The sequence below is a fragment of the Pantoea sp. IMH genome (assembly GCF_000599885.1).
Taxonomy (GTDB): Bacteria; Pseudomonadota; Gammaproteobacteria; order Enterobacterales; family Enterobacteriaceae; genus Erwinia.
This window is the reverse complement of record NZ_JFGT01000007.1, coordinates 111,095-130,011: the sequence shown is the minus strand read 5'-3', so window position 1 is coordinate 130,011 and position 18,917 is coordinate 111,095. Positions and strand designations below refer to the sequence as shown.

The window sequence follows — 18,917 nt, the reverse complement described above, 5'->3', positions numbered from 1 at the left end:
ATTTTTCTCCCGCCAGAGGTGAGTATGTCCACGCGAATTTTAGCTATTGATACGGCGACCGAAGCCTGCTCGGTGGCGCTGCTGAATGAAAATAAGGTGACGGCCCATTTTGAGCTTTGCGCCCGCGAACACACGCAGCGCATCCTGCCGCTGGTGCAGGAGATACTCCGCGAGGGCCAGCTTGCGCTGACCGGACTGGATGCGCTCGCTTTTGGCCAGGGACCGGGTAGCTTTACCGGCGTGCGCATCGGCATCGGCATTGCCCAGGGGCTGGCGCTGGGCGCTGGCCTGCCGATGATTGGCGTATCCACGCTGAAAACCATGGCGGAAGGCGCGTGGCGACTTCAGGGCGCCACGCGGGTTCTCGCGGCGATTGATGCGCGTATGGGCGAAGTTTACTGGGCTGAGTATCAGCGCGATGAACGCGGCGTCTGGCAGGGCGAAGCGAGTGAGGCGGTGCTGAAACCGGAGGCCGCTCAGGCGCGCATGAGCCAGCTCTCCGGCCAGTGGGCCATGGTTGGTACGGGCTGGAAAGCCTGGCCACAACTGGCTGAGAGCAGCCATCTTGATCTTCAGCCGACAACAGTGGAACTGCCCTGTGCGGAAGATATGCTGCCGCTGGCGGTAGCCGCGCTGGCCAGTGGGAAAACCGTCGCCGTCGAACAGGCTGAACCCACCTATCTGCGTAATGAAGTGGCATGGAAAAAATTGCCCGGGCGGGAGCAGGCATAGCAACTTATTATCGTGCCCGGAGTCCAATAATCAGTCCCTGGGAGAACACTATGCATAAACGTTTTTTACTGCAGTTAAGTTGTCTGCTGCTCGCTTCCACGCTGCTTTCCGGCTGTGTGAGTGTGCCCGACTCGGTGAAAGGTACTTCGCCCGCGCCGCAGCAGGATCTGGTGAGGGTGCTTAACGCGCCACAGCTCTATATCGGTCAGGAGTCGCGTTTCGGCGGTAAGGTCATCAGCGTCGTAAACAAGAACGGGATGACGCGGCTTGAAATTGCCGCGATGCAGCTCGACAGCAGTGCCAGGCCGATCCTTGGCACACCTTCTATTGGACGTATCTATGCGGATATTAACGGTTTCGCCGATCCAGTGGACTTCACCGACAAAATCGTGACGGTAGTCGGCCCGATTAAAGGCGTGGAAAAAGGGGAAATCGGTCAGGCGGCCTATAACTTTGTGACGGTCAGCGTGACGGGCTATCAGCGCTGGCATCTTACCCAGCAGATTGTCTCGCCGCCGCAGCCTCTCGATCCCTGGATCTGGTATGGCCCACCGCGAGGCCGCCATTATGGTGGCTACTGGGGACCACCGCCGTTTGGCTACTACGCTCCCGGCCCGGCACAGGTACAAACGATTCTGACAGAATAACGCAGACTGACATTATGACCCGGCGGCTGGTTCTCAGTCGTCGGGTTATTTTTTATCTGGGATCCCAGGATGGGATGATTTTTAGTGATTTGCTTCGCAACCTCTTAACGCTGAAATGAGCAAACTGGTACGCTGAGTTAAAATAATGTTAACAAAAGCGTTCGGCAGAGGCTGCGATGACAACAAATAATAGTTTCCGAGGTGCTTCCTTGAATAAGGTCTGGTTAAACCGTTACCCTGCCGATGTCCCGGCTGAAATTGATGCTGACCGCTACTCATCGCTTATCGAGCTGTTTGAACAGGCCGCTTCGCGCTACGCTGACCGGCCAGCCTTTATCAATATGGGCCAGGCAATGACCTTTCGTAAGCTGGAAGAGCGCAGTCGCGCCTTTGCCGCTTACCTTCAGCAGGGGCTGGGGCTGAAAAAAGGCGATCGCGTCGCCCTGATGATGCCGAACCTGTTGCAGTATCCGATCGCTCTGTTTGGCATACTTCGTGCCGGCATGATCGTGGTAAACGTTAACCCGCTTTATACCCCACGGGAGCTGGAGCACCAGCTTAATGATAGCGGCGCCAGCGCTATCGTCATCGTCTCCAACTTCGCCCACACACTGGAAAAGGTGGTGGCAAAGACCAAAGTAGAGCATGTCATTCTGACCCGCCTCGGCGATCAGCTTTCGCCGGCCAAAGGCACGCTGGTCAATTTTGTGGTCAAATATATCAAACGCATGATACCCAAGTATCATCTGCCGGATGCGCTCTCTTTTCGCAGCGCGCTGCAAAAAGGGTATGAGATGCAGTATGTCCGTCCGGAGATCAGTAACGATGACCTGGCGTTTCTGCAATATACCGGCGGTACGACCGGCGTCGCCAAAGGGGCGATGCTGACGCACCGGAATATGCAGGCAAATCTCGAACAGACCAAAGCGACCTATGGTTCACTGCTGAAAGAGGGGAAAGAGCTGGTTGTGACAGCGCTACCGCTCTACCATATCTTCGCGCTGACGGTAAACTGTATGCTGTTTATCGATCTTGGCGGGACAAATCTGCTGATCACCAATCCCCGCGATATTCCGGCGCTGGTCAAAGAGCTGGCAAAGCACCGCTTTACCGCTATCACGGGAGTGAACACGCTCTTTAACGCGCTACTGAACGATGCGGAGTTTACTAAACTGGATTTCTCAAGCCTGACGCTCTCAGCCGGTGGCGGGATGGCGGTACAGAAAGCCGTTGCTGAACGCTGGGAAAAACTGACCGGGCACTATCTGCTGGAAGGCTATGGTCTGACGGAGTGTTCGCCGCTGGTTTCCGTCAATCCTTACGATATTCGCTATCACAGCGGCAGCATCGGCCTTCCGGTTCCCTCCACCGACATTATGCTGGTGGATGAGGCAGGAAATGAAGTTGCCGAGGGAGATCCGGGCGAGCTCTGCATCAAAGGGCCTCAGGTGATGACGGGCTACTGGCAGCAGCCGGCTGCCACCGATGAAGTGCTGAAAAATGGATGGCTTCAGAGCGGCGATATTGTTACCGTTGACGGGCAAGGGTTTATCCGCATTATCGATCGTAAAAAAGATATGATTCTGGTGTCGGGTTTCAACGTTTATCCTAATGAAATCGAAGATGTGCTGATGCAGCATCCGAAGGTGCGTGAGGCGGCCGCCGTGGGTGTGCCTAATGAGATTTCGGGCGAAACGGTCAAAATCTGCGTGGTGAAGAAAGACGAATCGCTGACGCAGGAAGAGCTTATCGCCCACTGCAAAAAGCACCTGACGGGCTATAAAATCCCCAGAGTTGTGGAGTTCCGCAGCGAATTACCCAAAACTAACGTGGGCAAGATCCTGCGCCGTGAACTGCGCGACGAAGCAAGCGGGGCGGCAAACGCCACCTGACGCTCAGCCGTTCTGCTAAAAAATAACGACAACGCCGGCACTTCCGGCGTTTTTATTGGACTGCGGCGGTAAACGCCACAGCGAGAGGATCATTTTGAATTACACCATGATAACCACCAACGAGGCACTGGCCGATGTGTGCCAGGCTGCCCGTCAGGTTCCGGCGCTGGCGCTGGATACCGAATTTGTCCGTACGCGTACCTATTATCCCCGCCTCGGTCTGATCCAGCTTTACGATGGTGAGCAAATCTCCCTGATCGATCCTCTGCCCATTACCGACTGGACCCCGTTTCGTGAGCTGTTACTCGATCAGAATGTGATCAAATTCCTTCATGCTGGAAGTGAAGATCTCGAGGTGTTTCTGCATGAATATGGCGTACTGCCGGCGCCGATGATCGACACACAAATTCTGGCTGCCTTTACGGGCCGTCCGCTGTCATGCGGATTTGCCACCATTGTGGCCTCTTTTACCGGCATCACGCTGGATAAAAGCGAATCCCGTACGGACTGGCTCGCTCGCCCGCTGACTGAGCGGCAGTGCGAGTACGCCGCCGCCGATGTTTATTATCTGCTGCCGATAGCGCAGAAACTGATGGCTGAGGCGCAAGCCTCCGGCAGAATCGCTGCCGCGCTCAACGAGTGCAGCCTGCTGTGTCAGCGCCGCCAGGTTGTGGTGGCACCGGAAGAGGCTTATCGCGATATCACTAACGCCTGGCAGCTTCGCCCCCGGCAGCTTGCCGCGCTGCGTTTGCTGGCCGCCTGGCGACTCGCCTTCGCACGTGAAAAAGATATGGCGGTCAATTTTGTGGTACGTGAAGAGAACCTGTGGAAGGTGGCGCGCTACTTGCCAGGATCGCTGGGCGAGCTGGACCATCTGGGATTACCGGGACAGGAGATCCGTTTTCACGGCAAAACGCTGGTGGAGCTGGTGGCACAGGCGAACGCCCTGGATGAAAGCGAGCTGCCCGGGCCGATCGCGAACCTGATCGATCATCCTGATTACAAAAAAGTCTTCAAGGCGCTGAAAGCGCTGGTGGCAGAAGCGGCAGAGAAAAATGGCGTCAGCCAGGAACTGCTGGCCTCGCGTCGCCAGATTAATCAGCTGCTGAGCTGGCACTGGAACCTCAAGCCGCGTAATAAAAAGCCGGAGCTGATCGACGGATGGCGGGGCGAACTGCTGAGTGAAGGCATTGCCGGAATTCTGAGAGCAGGATAAGTGACGGTTTCCCCTGCGGTGCGCAGGGGAAAATCAGCCGCAACTATCGATCATTTTGGTGCTTCTTCCGCCTCCGGCAGCGTCACATTCAGCTCCAGAATCGAAATATCATCATCTTTCTGGTCCAGCTTAACGGTCAGCATTTCCGGATCGATTTTGACATATTTACAGATCACTTCCAGGATGTCCCTTTTCAGCTGCGGCAGATAGTGGGGCTCACTGTCGCCCCTCCGGCGTTCTGCCACGATGATCTGCAGCCGTTCCTTGGCTATATTGGCTGTGCTCTTTTTACGGGATAAAAAGAAATCGAGTAAGGCCATGGTTTATCCCCCAAACAGGCGTTTCAGGAAACCCTTCTTCTCTTCTTCAATGAAGCGGAAAGGGCGTTCTTCACCGAGGAGACGATCAACGGTGTCGGCGTACGCTTTGCCGGCGTCAGATTCTGTATCCAGAATCACCGGTTCGCCCTGGTTGGACGCGCGCAGTACGGACTGGTCTTCCGGGATAACGCCCGCAAGAGGAATGCGCAGTATCTCCAGCACGTCCTCCATGCTCAGCATATCGCCACGGCTGACGCGGCCCGGATTATAGCGGGTAAGCAGCAGGTGTTCTTTAATCGGCTCCTGGCTGTTCTCAGCACGACGGGACTTGGAGGAGAGAATACCCAAAATACGGTCAGAATCCCGGACTGATGAGACTTCCGGGTTGGTGGTGATAATCGCCTCATCGGCAAAGTAGAGCGCCATCAGTGCGCCGGTTTCGATCCCTGCCGGTGAATCACAGACGATGAAATCAAACGCCATCGTGCCCAGATCGTTAAGCACTTTCTCCACGCCTTCACGGGTCAGAGCATCTTTGTCACGCGTCTGCGAAGCGGGAAGAATAAACAGATTCTCGGTTCGCTTGTCTTTAATCAGCGCCTGGTTCAGTGTGGCATCACCCTGAATGACATTAACAAAGTCGTAAACCACACGGCGTTCACAGCCCATAATCAAATCCAGGTTACGGAGACCGATATCGAAATCGATCACAACCGTTTTTTTACCTTTCTGGGCTAAACCGGTAGCGATGGCCGCGCTGGACGTGGTCTTACCCACGCCTCCTTTACCCGATGTAACAACAATAATGCGTGCCATATAATTATTTCCTTAAGAAAAGAAAGGCTTCGTGAGCCTGGCTCAGTTCAGTGTCTGTATAGTCAATGCGCCGTCTTTTAAAAAAAGACGCGACGCTTTTCCAAAAAATTCAGCGGGTATCTGGTCCATTATCCAGTATTCTCCGGCAACGGAGACCAGTTCAGCTGACAAGCTGGTACAAAAGATCTGACAGTCGCGATCGCCACCGGCACCCGCCAGCGCCCGTCCACGCATCATGCCGTAGACGTGAATATTGCCATCGGCGATCAGCTCCGCCCCGGCGCTGACGCTGTTGGTCACGATCAGATCGCAGTTTCTGGCATAAATTTGCTGACCTGAGCGAACCGGCGTATCAATGACGCGGGTTTTGATCACCGGCTGTTCAACCGGTGGAGCGGGAGGGGCGGCCTCGGTACTCTGCTTCTGCTCTTTACCTTCAGAAAGCAGGGGCAGGCCAGCCTGACCGATAATCGCTTTTAGCGACTCATCTTTGCAGCCGCTGACACCAACGATATGCAGACCGGTCGAGGCAATCGCCTGCTGCATCCGGCGCCAGTTGACCTGACTGTCCAGCGAGGCGACGTTAAGCACAACCGGTGCATCTTTCAGAAACGCGGGAGCCTGGTTGACCTTATCCTGTAGCGCTTGGCGAACCACGTCAGGATCGGCGTGATGTAAATGCACTACAGACAGAGTAAAACTGCTGCCTTTTAACTCAATTGGCGTTTGTGACATCTGTCCCGGCTCAGTCCTGTTATTTTATCTCCCTGAATTACGTCTGTTATAGCCGTAATTAATCGTCAGGGGACATTATTCCGAAGTTCTGCAAGCATGTTATAGTTACTGCTATATTCAGGCAAGTCACCATCCAGGTTAATTCGGGTAAAAAATATGCTTTGTGTGATCTACAGAAGCGCGAAACGCGATCAGACTTATCTTTACGTTGAAAAAAAGGACGATTTTTCCCGCGTTCCTGCCGAGCTGATGCAGGGATTCGGTAAGCCTCAACTGGCGATGCTGCTGCCGCTGGACGGCAGCAAACGGCTGGCCAATGCGGATCTGGTGAAAGTGAAGGCCGCGCTTAAGGAGCAGGGCTATTATTTACAGGTCCCGCCGCCACCAGAAAGTCTGCTTAAGATGCATCTGGAAAAAAGTAAAAAAGTTTAATTCAGATTCATCTGCAAAATTAGCGCCTCGTCCGGGTCTGCATTCCGCGAATTTAATTTGTGGCGAGGCGTCCGCAAAATAGGATGCCGCATGAAATCAGGAACGCTGAGCCTGCTTATTTTCTCTTTTGTTCTTGCTGGTAGCACGGTAAAAAGCAGTACGGCCATTGCGGCTACTGACGCCGTCACCAGCAAGCCTCCTTTGCAGAACAATCAGGGTATTGTCACGCCGCCGAAGGCAACAACGCTGGCGGCTTCAGGCCGCGATCCAGCCGAATTCCCCCTCTACGTTGAGACGCTGAAAAGAGAGGCCCGCCGTCAGGGGATCACACAGGCGACGATCGACGCCGCCTTTGCCAACATCCATTTTGTCGATCGCGCCATTAAAGCCGATCGTAATCAGCCTGAGAAAAAAATCACGCTCAGTGACTATCTTGACCGCGTACTGCCTCAGTCGAAGATTGAGCGCGCACGTGAAAAATTCCAGCAGCACCGCGAGCCGTTACTGGCGGTGAGCCGTAAAACCGGCGTACAGCCAGAATATATCGTGGCGCTCTGGGCGCTTGAAAGTCATTTTGGCCGTCTCCAGGGCAAAGAAGATGTTGTCTCGGCACTGGCCACCATGGCGTTTGAAGGGCGTCGGGAAGCCTTCTTCACTAAAGAACTTATCGCCGCGCTACAGATGATCCAGCAAAAGCATATCGATGCCGCCATGATGAAAGGATCCTGGGCGGGCGCGATGGGACAGAATCAGTTTATGCCGAGCTCTTTTCTGACTTACGGAATGGATGGGGATGGCGACGGTATTATTGATATCTGGCATAACAATGACGATGTCTTTGCTTCCACTGCGAATTACCTGGCGAAAGAGGGCTGGAAGGCGGGTGAAAGCTGGGGGCGGGAAGTCATTATTCCGCTCGGTTTTACCCCAGAGCTGGCCGGGCTGAAAGACGAACAAGTGAAAAGCGTCGGCGAATGGCAGAAAATCGGCATCCGCATGACAAGCGATGTGGCGCTGCCTGAAAATGAGATGCGGGCATGGATCGTCCTTCCTGACGATCCTTCGGGACGCGCTTTTATGGTTTATGACAATTTTCGCACAATCATGCACTGGAATCGCTCGCTCTATTTTGCGGTCAGCATCGGCATGATGGCTGACGCGATTGCACGTTAACGTTACGATGGCAGCAGAGGGTCATCCTTAAGAGTTTCAGGAGGTCATATGTATCAGCACCATAACTGGCAGGGCGCCTTACTCGATTATCCGGTAAGCAAGGTAGTTTGCGTCGGCAGTAACTACGCGAAACATATTCAGGAGATGGGCAATGCGACGCCATCTGAACCTGTGCTCTTTATTAAGCCTGAAACGGCCATTTGCGATATTCGCCAGCCCATCGCCATCCCGAAAGAGTCGGGTGCCGTGCATCATGAGGTTGAGCTGGCCATTCTGATCGGCTCCACGCTTAAGCAGGCCTCAGAAGAACATGTTGCTAAGGCGATAGCGGGTTATGGCGTGGCGCTCGATCTTACCCTGCGTGACGTGCAGGCAGGCTGCAAGAAAGCCGGCCAGCCCTGGGAAAAGGCGAAGGCGTTTGACGGTTCATGTCCGCTGTCAGGTTTTATCCCGCTTGCGGAACTGGGCGCCGATCCGCAAAACATTGACCTGAAACTGGAGGTCAATGGTGAGCTGCGCCAGCAGGGCAACACTCAGGAAATGATCCATAAAATTCTGCCGCTAATCGCCTATATGAGTCGTTATTTCACCCTGCGTGCGGGCGATGTTGTGCTGACCGGCACGCCTGAAGGCGTAGGCCCGATGCACTCTGGCGACAGACTGGCGATTTCACTCGGCGGACATGGCGTGACAACGCGCGTACTCTAAGGCTTGCAACCAGGGCCCGAACTGTTTATAAGGTGCGGGCTTTTACATAAACAGGAGAGGAACATGACTGACACCCCTTTCTGGCAGGAAAAAACGCTGGAGCAGATGAGCGATGAGGAATGGGAATCCCTGTGCGATGGTTGTGGCCAGTGCTGCCTGAACAAACTGCAGGATGCCGATACGGATGAGATCTATTTCACCAACGTCGCCTGTAACCAGCTGAATATCAAAACCTGCCAGTGCCGTAACTACGAGCGTCGTTTTGAATATGAAGAGGACTGCATCAAGCTGACGCGGGATAACCTGCCGACCTTCTCATGGTTACCGCCAAGCTGCGCCTATCGTATGCTGGCCGAAGGTAAAAATCTGCCTCAGTGGCATCCCTTGCGCAGCGGCTCGAAAGCGGCGATGCATGCGGCGCGTATCTCCGTCCGACATATTGCGGTCAGGGAGAGCGAAGTCCGTGACTGGGAAGAACATATCATCAATAAGCCCAGCTGGGCTGAGTAATACGAAATAACTTGGGCACAAAAAAATAACCGGCTTGTTCAAGCCGGTTATAACATGGGTAATCAGCACGCTTTAATTTCACCCGTTGGCAACGTACTGACTTTGCTGGCCCTGCATCACGCCTGAGGCTGACCCACCGGGCCACTGCCACCGGGTGCGCCCGGCGGTTGCTGTCCGCCCGGAGGCGCGGGTGGTGGACTATGGGTTTTATCTTCGCCCCAGTAAGTGCAGCCGGAGAGGGTCAGAGCAGAACAAGCGAACAGAACTGCTAAGGCAATGTTTTTCATTCGTTTCCCTTTTCAACACCGTGTCTTGTAAAGCGTAGTCGTGGTGGCCAATCTGTTCCACCTTTCCCGTGCTGACCCGTTAACGTAAAGCGATTAGCGTGAAAAAAGATCGCGACGTTTAGGCTTAAGCGGCTGTGCGATCAGCACCAGCAGGCCGACCAGCATAAAGGCGGCAAAAATTCCCACCAGCCACTGCGGCATACTCAGCGTCAGCAGGGACCACTGATTCTCAGCACAATCGCCGCTGGCGACAAACACGGCTGGCAGCCACTTGTCCAGCGGCAGCCATTCAGGAAAACGGGCGGCGAAGTCGCAGGTCACAAAAGGGTTCGGATGGAGCTGGATCATGGTGTGTTCCCAGGAGAGACGAATGCCTTCCCAGGCGCTGTAAAGCCAGATCGCAATAGCCACCCAGCGCAGCGGGGTTTTAGGTGCGATCGCACCAACGAGGCCAGCGCCCATTATGCCAAACAGCGCACAGCGTTCATAAATACACATGACACAAGGTTTCAGCAGTAAAACGTGCTGAAAATAGAGCGCAACCATTTCCAGTGCAAAAGCGGTGAAGGCAAGCAGTAGCCAGGCGCCGCGTCCAGGGGAACAGCTGTTCAGGTATCTCAACATAATCAATCCATGCAATAGTCGTTGAAACGGCAGTGTAAACTAAAAGCCTCAGCCTGCCAGCCACCCGGTGGAAATTTAAAGCGGGAAAATGACTTAGGCTAACAATGGCCGCGATTTTCCAGGCGGTTTGCCTCTCTGCTGACGTTAACACTGCTTCAGTGGAACGGGCATGCTGACGTTAACGCCACCTTAACGGAACAGGCTGAAAAACGGCGTAAATTTTTCCCCTTTTGCAGCGCAATCCCTCTTTTAGCCGGCTGCCAGTCTATGTGATGCCGGGGCCATCTGGTATGATGAGCTGAAATTTTCGCAGTCTGAACGCAACGGAAACAGAACGCTATGGTAATTAAGGCGCAGAGCCCTGCGGGTTTCGCTGAAGAGTACATCATTGAAAGCATCTGGAACAGTCGCTTTCCGCCGGGTACGATCCTGCCCGCCGAGCGGGAGCTCTCAGAGCTGATTGGCGTAACGCGGACCACGCTGCGCGAAGTATTGCAGCGCCTGGCCCGCGATGGCTGGCTGACCATTCAGCATGGTAAGCCCACCCGCGTCAATGATTTCTGGGAAACGTCCGGTCTGAACATCCTTGAAACGCTGGCCCGGCTCGATCACGACAGCGTCCCCCAGCTTATCGACAATCTGCTCTCCGTGCGGACCAATATCTCTTCCATCTTCATCCGCCGCGCTATCCGTACCTATCCGGAGAAAGCGAAAGCGGTGCTGGAGACGGCACAAAACGTGGAAGATAAAGCGGAAGCCTATACTGACCTGGACTACAGCATTTTCCGTGGTCTTGCTTTCGCGTCGGGTAATCCCATTTATGGGCTGATCCTGAACGGGCTGAAAGGCCTCTATACGCGGGTGGGGCGTCATTACTTTTCTAATCCGGCAGCCCGGAAGCTGGCGATGGACTTCTATCAGCAGCTGCTGATCATCTGCCAGGAGCAGCAGTTCGATAAGATTGTGGACACCGTGCGGGATTACGGGCGACAGAGCGGTGAAATCTGGCACAGCATGCAGAACAGCATGCCCACCGATTTACCGCCGCCGCGCCGCTGAGATCTCAGCTTATAGCTTGCATCAGAACGGCGATGTCGGGAACGGCGCTTGCAGTCAGGTAATGCATATAAAGAAAAGCAGGGCGGTAAAACGCTTCTCAGAGCAAAAAACCGGTTCAGACGAACCGGTTTTTTTCTTTTATAGCATCGCCCGGACAGGCTGTGGCAGATAAAGCATTCAGCTTAAAACTCCCTGTTGAGCGCTGCGGGCTTCAGAGCGCAGAAGGTCTTGGCGGACAGCGATCGAGGATCTCGGTGCTGCCGTCTTCGTTTTGCTGTTCAAGATGAATATCAAAACCCCACAGACGATGTACGTGTTTCAGCACCTCCCGGCGACTTTTATCCAGCGGCGCGCGGCTGTGCGGCACATAGCGCAGCGTCAGTGAACGATCGCCACGCAAATCAACGTTATAAACCTGGATGTTAGGTTCCAGATTGCTCAGGTTGTACTGCGCTGAAAGCTGCTGACGAATGGCCCGGTAGCCCGCCTCATCATGAATGGCCGCAATTTCAAGGAAGTTATTGCGGTCATCATCCATTACCGTAAATAACCGGAAATCGCGCATCACTTTCGGCGACAGGAACTGGCTGATAAAGCTTTCATCCTTAAACTCCCGCATAGCGAAATGCAGGGTTTCCAGCCAGTCGCTGCCCGCGATGTCCGGGAACCAGTGACGATCTTCTTCCGTGGGCTGCTGGCAGATACGCTTGATATCCTGGAACATGGCAAACCCCAGCGCGTAAGGGTTAATGCCGTTGTACCACTGGCTGTTGTAAGGCGGCTGAAAGACGACATTGGTATGGCTGTGCAGGAATTCCAGCATAAAGCGTTCGGAGACTTTTCCCTCATCATAGAGATGATTAAGAATGGTGTAATGCCAGAACGTTGCCCAGCCTTCATTCATTACCTGAGTCTGCTTCTGTGGATAGAAATACTGGCTGACTTTACGTACGATGCGCAAAATCTCCCGCTGCCATGGCTCCAGCAGCGGCGCGTTTTTTTCCATAAAATAGAGCAGGTTTTCCTGAGGTTCGGAAGGATAACGCACCGCTTCTACCTGCGCTTCTTCCCGTTCCCGGCGGGGAAGGGTACGCCATAGCGTATTAACCTGACTTTGCAGATAGGCTTCGCGACTCTGCTGCCGCGCTTTCTCTTCCTGTAGGGAAATCTTTTGCGGCCGCTTGTAGCGATCAACACCGTAGTTCATCAGCGCGTGACAGGAATCCAGCAGTTTCTCCACCTCTTCCTGACCGTAACGCTCTTCGCACTGGGTAATGTAATTCCTGGCAAATATCAGGTAGTCCACAATCGAGCTGGCATCGGTCCAGCTGCGAAACAGGTAATTGTTTTTGAAAAAGGAGTTGTGGCCATAACAGGCATGCGCCATCACCAGCGCCTGCATGGTAATGGTATTTTCTTCCATCAGATAGGCGATGCAGGGATTGGAGTTGATGACGATTTCATAAGCCAGGCCTTGCTGTCCATGCTTGTAACGCTGCTCGGTCTCAATAAACTTCTTGCCAAACGACCAGTGCGTGTAGTTGATGGGCATACCCACGCTGGAGTAGGCGTCCATCATCTGCTCTGAGGTAATGACTTCAATCTGGTGAGGATAGGTGTCGAGCCGGTAGAGTTTGGCGACCCGGTCAATCTCCGCAAGATAAACATCAAGCAGTTCAAAGGTCCAGTCAGGACCATCACTGAGTCTTTTACTGCTGGTGATGGCATCGTCAAAGATAGTCGTCATAGCGCACCCCTTTTATAAAAACCGGTTTTCGACGTTACAGCATGTAGCGACAAAATATCCGTTTTCATGACGGCGACCAAAGCGCGACTGCCCTGATCCACCCGGAAGAAAAGCCAATATCTCAATGATAGTTCACTCTCTCCAATCGCTCAGGCGATTAACCGCATTCTCCGGCATAAAATAAAGCGTGACGGGGAAAACCAGGCGGGCACCCTGGAGAGTTCAGATTCTCGAGGTTTATCCAGCAGATAAAACTACTTAAGTGTCGCATGATAGTGAGGGCTAATAATCTTCTGTGCGCACCTCTGCAAACCAACGGATCAATGATTTGCTGCTACCATCCGCGATAAAGCAGGGTGAAATCCCGTATTTAGCGCAATGTTCTGTTTTAGTTGCCAGTGAATGTGAAAAAGATGTGAAATAAGTCACCGCAGGTCGCCCTGTTTAAGGGTAGTGTTTTCATCTGCAAATAGCGCAGCTATGCAGTTCAATCCTCTTTTTAATCTGGTGGGAAGGTATGCGAGTCGTCATTTTGGGTAGTGGGGTTGTGGGTGTCGCAAGCGCCTGGTATCTGGCTCAGGCTGGTCATGAAGTGACGGTAATCGATCGCCAGCCTGGCGTGGCGCTGGAGACCAGTGCCGCCAATGCCGGTCAGATCTCGCCCGGTTATGCCGCACCCTGGGCTGCGCCGGGCGTGCCGCTCAAGGCGATAAAGTGGATGTTTCAGCGACACGCGCCGCTGGCGGTCCGCCCGGATGGCAGCTTGTTCCAGCTCGCCTGGATGTGGCAGATGCTGAAAAACTGCAATATGCAGCACTATCAGCAGAATAAAAGCCGCATGGTGCGGATTGCTGAATACAGCCGGGACTGCCTGAAGGCGTTGCGCGAAGAGACCGGTATCGCTTATGAAGGCCGTCAGGGCGGTACGTTGCAGCTGTTCCGCACTGCGCAACAATTTGACAGCGCGTCGAAGGATATTGCGGTATTAAAGGCTGCGGGCGTGCCTTATCAGCTGCTGGAAGCGGATCGGCTGGTGGAAGCAGAACCAGCGCTCGCGGCGACAAAGCATATTCTGACCGGTGGGCTACGGCTGCCCAATGATGAAACCGGCGACTGTCAGATGTTTACCCAGCGCCTGGCGGAGATGGCCGCGGCGGCAGGCGTGACTTTCCGTTTTAATACCGCCGTGGATGCCTTACTTCAGGAAGGCAATCAAATTGCTGGCGTAAAATGTGACGGGGAAACGGTGACCGCCGATGCCTATGTTGTCGCCTTCGGCGCGTTCTCGACGGCGTTGCTGGAGAGTATCGTGCGTCTGCCTGTCTATCCGCTTAAGGGCTACTCGCTCACCATCCCGATTAAGGATCCGCAATCAGCGCCCGTTTCGACGGTGCTGGATGAAAGTTATAAAGTCGCCATTACCCGCTTCGAGGATCGTATTCGCGTCGGCGGCATGGCCGAGATTGTCGGTTATAACACCGATTTGCTCCCCGCACGGCGGGAAACGCTGGAGATGGTTGTCAGGGATCTTTTTCCTGAAGGCGGCTTTATCGAGCGGGCCACGTTCTGGAGCGGCCTGCGGCCAATGACCCCTGACGGAACGCCTGTCGTTGGCCGGACGCCGTTTAAGAATCTTTATCTCAATACCGGTCATGGAACACTCGGTTGGACGATGGCATGCGGATCGGGTCAGCTGATTTCTGATATTATTTCCGGACGCACACCAGCGATTGCCGCAGACGATCTCTCAGTGATGCGCTATTTGCCGGGTTTTTATCCGTCAACGGGCCAAATCTTGCAGGGCGCCCGCTAAATCTTCCTTAGTGAGAATCAGGAGAAGTTATGTCACGTCCGATTGTCGCAACGATCGATCCCAGCGCGTTACGACATAATCTGGCGGTTGCCCGTCAGGCTGCACCGCATTCCCGTCTCTGGTCAGTGGTTAAGGCCAACGCTTACGGGCATGGTATTGACCGCGTCTGGCAAAGCCTTGCCGGTTCGGATGGCTTTGCGTTACTGAATCTGGAAGAGGCGATTCTGCTGCGCGAGCGCGGCTGGAAGAAGCCGATTTTACTGCTGGAGGGCTTTTTCCATGCGGATGAACTGGCCCTGCTGGATCGCTATCGTCTGACCACGAGCGTACACAGTAACTGGCAAATCCAGGCGCTGGCGAAAGCGAAACTTTCCGCGCCGCTGGATATTTATCTGAAGATGAACAGCGGCATGAACCGTCTCGGTTTTCGTCCTGAGCAGGTGCACCAGGTGTGGCACAAACTGCGTGGCCTGGAAAACGTGGCGGAAATGACGCTGATGGCGCATTTCGCCGGAGCGGAAACGGCGGAAGGGATCGCAGAGCCGATGAAACGGATCGCTCAGGCGGCAGAAGGGCTGAACTGTCCGCGCTCGCTGGCCAACTCCGCCGCCACGCTCTGGCACCCTGAAACCCATTATGACTGGGTAAGGCCGGGCATCGTGCTCTACGGCGCCTCACCGACCGGCCACTGGCAGGATGTGGCCAGCTGCGGCCTGAGGCCTGCCATGACGCTTAACAGCGAAATCATTGGTATTCAGAATCTGAGCGTGGGTGAAGCAGTCGGCTATGGTGCGCGCTACCGGGCAACAGGCGAACAGCGGATTGGCGTGGTCGCCTGTGGCTATGCCGATGGCTATCCACGCCATGCGCCCAGCGGCACGCCGGTCTGGGTTGACGGCGTCAAAACGCAGACCGTAGGCGCGGTATCAATGGATATGATCACCGTCGATCTTACGCCGTGCTCTCAGGCGGGCATCGGCAGCCAGGTTGAGCTGTGGGGAAGTAATGTGAAAATCGATGAGGTTGCGCAGGCGGCAGGCACCCTGGGTTATGAGCTGATGTGCGCGCTCGCCCCCCGGGTGCCGGTTCGTATCAGTCAGACGCTTTAAGCGCGGTAATGGTGCCGCGCACTTTTTTACTGTAGCGCCAGGCGATTCCCGCCAGAATCGCGCCTGTCATCATCATCAACGCCAGCGCGGGCTTTTCCGCAAGGGGCAGCGCCATCATCAGCAGCCCTGCGGAAGAGCCGCCGGCCATCTGAATAAAGCCCGCCAGCGCCGAAGCGACGCCCGCCTGCTGCTGGTAAGGTTCCAGCGCGTAGCTGGTGGCCGGGCCGACGGTGAAAGCAAGACCGGCGACGGAAATGGCAACCGGAAACATATAGAGCGCCCAGTTGTTCTGCCATTCTCCCGGCAGGAGTAGCACGCCACCCATCAGCATCAGCGCGCCGAGTATCATCGCCAGACTGCCTGCTGCCAGGCAGAAAGGACGACCTACTTTGCGGATGATTTTATTGACCAGCACGCTGACCAGCATAATCCAGAAGCCGTTTGCGCCGAAGGCTATCGAAAATTGCAGCGCGGTCAGTTTCCCTTCCGTCATCAATACCTGAGGTGCAAGAGAGACATAGGTCAGCACCATGCCCAGCGCGCCCGCATTGGCAAAGGCGAAGGCAAGAAAGCGCGGCTGGCGGAAAATTTGCCAGTATTGCTTCAGCGGCAGCCCTTTCACCGCGAGCGTACCGGCAGGGCGGGTTTCTGGCAGGAAGAACACCACAATCAGGCCGATAACCAGCGCATAGGCGGTGAGAAACCAGAAGGGCGCACGCCAGTCGAAAGCCGCCGCCAGCAATCCGCCCAGCATCGGGGCCAGTGCAGGAACAATGTTAAGCGCCCCGTTCAGGAAACCGTAGGCTCTGGCAGCATCTTCGCCGTCGAGACGGTCGCGCACGCCGCTGAACGCCACCACTGCGGTACAGCAGACCGCACAGCCTTGCACGATGCGGGCCAGCAGAAACTGAGGCCAGCTGGTCGCCGTTGCGGCCAGAACGCTCCCTAACATATAGAGAAAAAGGCCAATCAGCGCGACGGGTTTACGCCCGAAATTATCGACCAGCGGTCCGGCGACAATCTGCCCCAGCCCCATAACCAGCAGGAACAGGGGAATTGTCGTCTGCACGGTGGTAACAGGCGTATTCAGCCCCAGCGCAATTTCTGGCAGCGTCGGCAAATAAAGATCGATGCCCAGCGGTGCAAGTAACACCAGGCTCAGAAGAATTAACGTGAATTTTTGCATCGTGCGAGGCGATATCCGTTTAAGAGCGAGCCGCACAGGGTAGTGACAAGAGTGGCAAAAGAAAAGGAAGAAATAAGAAAAAAGCACAGGCAGCAACGCCATGCCGGTATCTTACGGCATGGCGTATGAAGCTGCGTCAGCCACAGGCTGTCATCAATATGCACCGTCGCGGCGAAACACCACGCCCGCCGTCTTAAATAAGATGGCAATATCCGTCCACAAAGCCCAGTTTTTCACGTACCAGGAGTCAAAGTAAACGCGCGTGTCGTAATCGATATCGTTACGTCCGCTGACCTGCCAGAGGCCGGTCATGCCCGGTTTCGCCATCAGATAGTAATCCACATCGCCGGCATAACGCTCAAGCTCCGCTTCGATGACCGGGCGGGGGCCAACCAGACTCATTTCGCCACGGATCACGTTCCAGAGTTGTGGCAGTTCGTCCAGGCTGGTTTTGCGCAGCAGGGCGCCGATTTTCGTGACGCGCGGATCGTTCTTGAGCTTAAAGTCCTTATCCCACTCCGCACGCGCTTCAGCATCGGTGGCGAGCAGTTCTTCCAGCACCTCTTTAGAATTGGTAACCATTGACCGGAATTTCAGGCATTTGAATTTTTTGCCATCCTGGCCCACGCGTTCATGACCATAAATTTTATTGCCGCCATCACGGCCCACCATCCAGCAGATGATGGCGAACGCCGGCGCGAGAAAGAGCAGCAGCATCGAGGCCACCACCAGATCAAAGACGCGCTTAAGGAAGCGGGACGAGCGCTTGGCCAGATTATTACTGACCCGCAAAATCATCACTTCGTGACTGAAAATAAAGGACATATCGGTGCCATAAAGCGGGACGCCACGCAGCGTGGGGATCACGGAAACGGAGCGGCATTTTTTACTGGATAGCAGTTTAAGCCAGGTGTCCCGTAAGGCCTGCTGCTCATACTCCATCGCCACAATAAACTGCGTATTGTCGAGATCGACGGTATCCCAGATGATATCTTTTGCGGTGATAACCGGTACACCGTTGAGACTTTCTGCACCACCGTGATCGTTGGATGCAACAAATGCCTTCACTTCATAACCCAGAATTTCCTCGCTCTGGAGCGCAGCGTAGGCTTCACGCGCATTTTTACCTGACCCGATAATGATGGTCTGTTTCTGCCACTGTCCGGCTTTCAGAATGGCATGTTTGACGCATGAGCGCAGCAGCGGGACAAGGATCAACGCCCATGCCCAGGTGAAACTCCAGAGCAGGCGGGAGAAATCCCATTTTGAGAAGGCAATTAAGGCCAGGTCCAGCAGGGAGAATATCACCAGCGTTTTGATAATCTCTTTCAGTTCAAACCAGAAGGGCTTGCGGTAGGTGTAATGGCGCAGACGCATCCAGAACCAGGCAGTACAGAGCACCGACATAATAAACTGCGCCAGAAATCGCACTTCCACTTCCTGTGGGGGAATAAATATATCCAGATTACCCCAAATAGCCTGGACGGTGGCCGTGGATAAAAACAGCGCCAGGTTAATAGAAATCAAATCGGAGAAACTGAGTGCGGCTTTGGTAATAATATTTTTTCGTGTACCGCTAAATGCCCGGCGGCGATCGTTCAATACCAGAGTACTTGCCATAATGCTTGCTCTCTTTTCATGAGTGACCGGTAACCTGACGGGAATCAAGCACGCGTTCAGGAGTAATGGAAATGCAAGTTCCAACGTTAATTCTGGGACGTCATAAATCTTCACCCGCAGTGGTAACGCGGCGAGAAGAGAAATGAAACAAAATCAGGTTAAAGCAGATTCAGAGTATGCAGGAGTTATTTGGGTTAGTTAATACGGGCAATTCCTAAAATGGTCAAAAAAACAGCAGCGCAATAAGCGGATAATAATAAGCGAAGCGGGGAAATAAAGAATAAGGGAATT

At 54.4% G+C, this 18,917-nt stretch carries 18 protein-coding genes; 11 read left to right on the top strand and 7 right to left on the bottom strand.

The window, feature by feature from the left end:
* The first annotated feature begins 24 nt into the window (after positions 1-24).
* From tsaB to rnd, 4 genes are all read left to right on the top strand, one after another.
* Entirely contained in the window at positions 25-732 is a 708-nt protein-coding gene (gene tsaB / locus EA20_RS0118630; RefSeq protein WP_038381790.1) for a tRNA (adenosine(37)-N6)-threonylcarbamoyltransferase complex dimerization subunit type 1 TsaB, read from the top strand.
* 50 nt (positions 733-782) lie between these two features.
* Complete coding sequence (locus EA20_RS0118625; protein ID WP_024968271.1) at positions 783-1,379, top strand: Slp family lipoprotein; 597 nt, start codon at positions 783-785, stop codon at positions 1,377-1,379.
* Positions 1,380-1,588: 209 nt separating this feature from the next.
* Complete coding sequence (gene fadD, locus EA20_RS0118620) at positions 1,589-3,271, top strand: long-chain-fatty-acid--CoA ligase FadD (protein WP_152540263.1); 1,683 nt, start codon at positions 1,589-1,591, stop codon at positions 3,269-3,271.
* Between the two features lie 106 nt (positions 3,272-3,377).
* Positions 3,378-4,487, top strand: a complete 1,110-nt coding sequence (gene rnd / locus EA20_RS0118615; RefSeq protein ID WP_024968269.1) for a ribonuclease D — start codon at positions 3,378-3,380, stop codon at positions 4,485-4,487.
* A 50-nt stretch (positions 4,488-4,537) separates the two neighbouring features.
* Here rnd and minE read toward each other — a convergent pair whose 3' ends face one another.
* The 3 genes from minE to minC are packed head-to-tail and all read right to left on the bottom strand — an operon-like array spanning position 4,538 to position 6,358.
* A complete protein-coding gene (minE, locus tag EA20_RS0118610; protein ID WP_024968268.1) occupies positions 4,538-4,807 on the bottom strand; it encodes a cell division topological specificity factor MinE in 270 nt (89 codons plus the stop codon).
* 3 nt (positions 4,808-4,810) lie between these two features.
* A complete protein-coding gene (gene minD / locus EA20_RS0118605; protein ID WP_024968267.1) occupies positions 4,811-5,623 on the bottom strand; it encodes a septum site-determining protein MinD in 813 nt (270 codons plus the stop codon).
* A gap of 42 nt (positions 5,624-5,665) precedes the next feature.
* Positions 5,666-6,358 (bottom strand): septum site-determining protein MinC, encoded by a 693-nt coding sequence (gene minC / locus EA20_RS0118600; RefSeq protein ID WP_024968266.1) that lies wholly within the window; start codon positions 6,356-6,358, stop codon positions 5,666-5,668.
* A gap of 156 nt (positions 6,359-6,514) precedes the next feature.
* On the opposite strand from minC, the gene EA20_RS0118595 reads away from it, so the two are divergent.
* From EA20_RS0118595 to EA20_RS0118580, 4 genes are all read left to right on the top strand, one after another.
* Complete coding sequence (locus tag EA20_RS0118595) at positions 6,515-6,790, top strand: YcgL domain-containing protein (protein ID WP_024968265.1); 276 nt, start codon at positions 6,515-6,517, stop codon at positions 6,788-6,790.
* 90 nt (positions 6,791-6,880) lie between these two features.
* Positions 6,881-7,963, top strand: a complete 1,083-nt coding sequence (locus EA20_RS0118590; protein WP_024968264.1) for a lytic transglycosylase domain-containing protein — start codon at positions 6,881-6,883, stop codon at positions 7,961-7,963.
* A 48-nt stretch (positions 7,964-8,011) separates the two neighbouring features.
* Positions 8,012-8,671, top strand: a complete 660-nt coding sequence (locus tag EA20_RS0118585) for a fumarylacetoacetate hydrolase family protein (protein WP_024968263.1) — start codon at positions 8,012-8,014, stop codon at positions 8,669-8,671.
* 63 nt (positions 8,672-8,734) lie between these two features.
* Positions 8,735-9,181: a YcgN family cysteine cluster protein gene (locus tag EA20_RS0118580; protein ID WP_024968262.1), complete on the top strand. Its 447-nt coding sequence runs from the start codon at positions 8,735-8,737 to the stop codon at positions 9,179-9,181.
* A 380-nt stretch (positions 9,182-9,561) separates the two neighbouring features.
* On the opposite strand, the gene dsbB is transcribed toward EA20_RS0118580, so the two are convergent.
* Positions 9,562-10,092, bottom strand: a complete 531-nt coding sequence (gene dsbB, locus EA20_RS0118575; protein ID WP_024968261.1) for a disulfide bond formation protein DsbB — start codon at positions 10,090-10,092, stop codon at positions 9,562-9,564.
* A 339-nt stretch (positions 10,093-10,431) separates the two neighbouring features.
* Between dsbB and fadR the strand changes: the two genes are divergently transcribed.
* On the top strand, positions 10,432-11,151 hold the full coding sequence (gene fadR, locus EA20_RS0118570) for a fatty acid metabolism transcriptional regulator FadR (protein WP_024968260.1): 720 nt from the start codon (positions 10,432-10,434) through the stop codon (positions 11,149-11,151).
* Positions 11,152-11,362: 211 nt separating this feature from the next.
* On the opposite strand, the gene EA20_RS0118565 is transcribed toward fadR, so the two are convergent.
* Complete coding sequence (locus tag EA20_RS0118565; protein ID WP_024968259.1) at positions 11,363-12,898, bottom strand: SpoVR family protein; 1,536 nt, start codon at positions 12,896-12,898, stop codon at positions 11,363-11,365.
* Positions 12,899-13,415: 517 nt separating this feature from the next.
* Here EA20_RS0118565 and EA20_RS0118560 point away from each other — a divergent pair.
* Positions 13,416-14,711: a D-amino acid dehydrogenase gene (locus EA20_RS0118560; RefSeq protein WP_024968258.1), complete on the top strand. Its 1,296-nt coding sequence runs from the start codon at positions 13,416-13,418 to the stop codon at positions 14,709-14,711.
* A gap of 29 nt (positions 14,712-14,740) precedes the next feature.
* Positions 14,741-15,820 carry a catabolic alanine racemase DadX gene (gene dadX, locus EA20_RS0118555; RefSeq protein ID WP_024968257.1) on the top strand — a complete coding sequence of 360 codons (1,080 nt, stop codon included), beginning with the start codon at positions 14,741-14,743 and terminating at the stop codon, positions 15,818-15,820.
* Here dadX and EA20_RS0118550 read toward each other — a convergent pair.
* Both EA20_RS0118550 and wbaP read right to left on the bottom strand, forming a co-directional pair.
* Positions 15,804-17,006 carry a multidrug effflux MFS transporter gene (locus tag EA20_RS0118550; protein WP_024968256.1) on the bottom strand — a complete coding sequence of 401 codons (1,203 nt, stop codon included), beginning with the start codon at positions 17,004-17,006 and terminating at the stop codon, positions 15,804-15,806. The genes dadX and EA20_RS0118550 overlap by 17 nt on opposite strands.
* A gap of 153 nt (positions 17,007-17,159) precedes the next feature.
* Entirely contained in the window at positions 17,160-18,626 is a 1,467-nt protein-coding gene (gene wbaP, locus EA20_RS0118545; RefSeq protein WP_024968255.1) for an undecaprenyl-phosphate galactose phosphotransferase WbaP, read from the bottom strand.
* Between the last annotated feature and the right edge of the window lie 291 nt (positions 18,627-18,917).

What these genes read in the sequence shown, in the direction of transcription:
- EA20_RS0118585 (WP_024968263.1), top strand. Translation starts at nt 8,012, where the DNA reads ATGTATCAGCACCATAACTGGCAGGGCGCCTTACTCGATTATCCGGTA.
- wbaP (WP_024968255.1), bottom strand. Translation starts at nt 18,626, where the DNA reads ATGGCAAGTACTCTGGTATTGAACGATCGCCGCCGGGCATTTAGCGGT.
- minC (WP_024968266.1), bottom strand. Translation starts at nt 6,358, where the DNA reads ATGTCACAAACGCCAATTGAGTTAAAAGGCAGCAGTTTTACTCTGTCT.
- EA20_RS0118595 (WP_024968265.1), top strand. Translation starts at nt 6,515, where the DNA reads ATGCTTTGTGTGATCTACAGAAGCGCGAAACGCGATCAGACTTATCTT.
- EA20_RS0118580 (WP_024968262.1), top strand. Translation starts at nt 8,735, where the DNA reads ATGACTGACACCCCTTTCTGGCAGGAAAAAACGCTGGAGCAGATGAGC.
- minE (WP_024968268.1), bottom strand. Translation starts at nt 4,807, where the DNA reads ATGGCCTTACTCGATTTCTTTTTATCCCGTAAAAAGAGCACAGCCAAT.
- EA20_RS0118565 (WP_024968259.1), bottom strand. Translation starts at nt 12,898, where the DNA reads ATGACGACTATCTTTGACGATGCCATCACCAGCAGTAAAAGACTCAGT.
- EA20_RS0118590 (WP_024968264.1), top strand. Translation starts at nt 6,881, where the DNA reads ATGAAATCAGGAACGCTGAGCCTGCTTATTTTCTCTTTTGTTCTTGCT.
- dadX (WP_024968257.1), top strand. Translation starts at nt 14,741, where the DNA reads ATGTCACGTCCGATTGTCGCAACGATCGATCCCAGCGCGTTACGACAT.
- EA20_RS0118625 (WP_024968271.1), top strand. Translation starts at nt 783, where the DNA reads ATGCATAAACGTTTTTTACTGCAGTTAAGTTGTCTGCTGCTCGCTTCC.
- fadR (WP_024968260.1), top strand. Translation starts at nt 10,432, where the DNA reads ATGGTAATTAAGGCGCAGAGCCCTGCGGGTTTCGCTGAAGAGTACATC.
- tsaB (WP_038381790.1), top strand. Translation starts at nt 25, where the DNA reads ATGTCCACGCGAATTTTAGCTATTGATACGGCGACCGAAGCCTGCTCG.
- rnd (WP_024968269.1), top strand. Translation starts at nt 3,378, where the DNA reads ATGATAACCACCAACGAGGCACTGGCCGATGTGTGCCAGGCTGCCCGT.
- EA20_RS0118550 (WP_024968256.1), bottom strand. Translation starts at nt 17,006, where the DNA reads ATGCAAAAATTCACGTTAATTCTTCTGAGCCTGGTGTTACTTGCACCG.
- EA20_RS0118560 (WP_024968258.1), top strand. Translation starts at nt 13,416, where the DNA reads ATGCGAGTCGTCATTTTGGGTAGTGGGGTTGTGGGTGTCGCAAGCGCC.
- minD (WP_024968267.1), bottom strand. Translation starts at nt 5,623, where the DNA reads ATGGCACGCATTATTGTTGTTACATCGGGTAAAGGAGGCGTGGGTAAG.
- dsbB (WP_024968261.1), bottom strand. Translation starts at nt 10,092, where the DNA reads ATGTTGAGATACCTGAACAGCTGTTCCCCTGGACGCGGCGCCTGGCTA.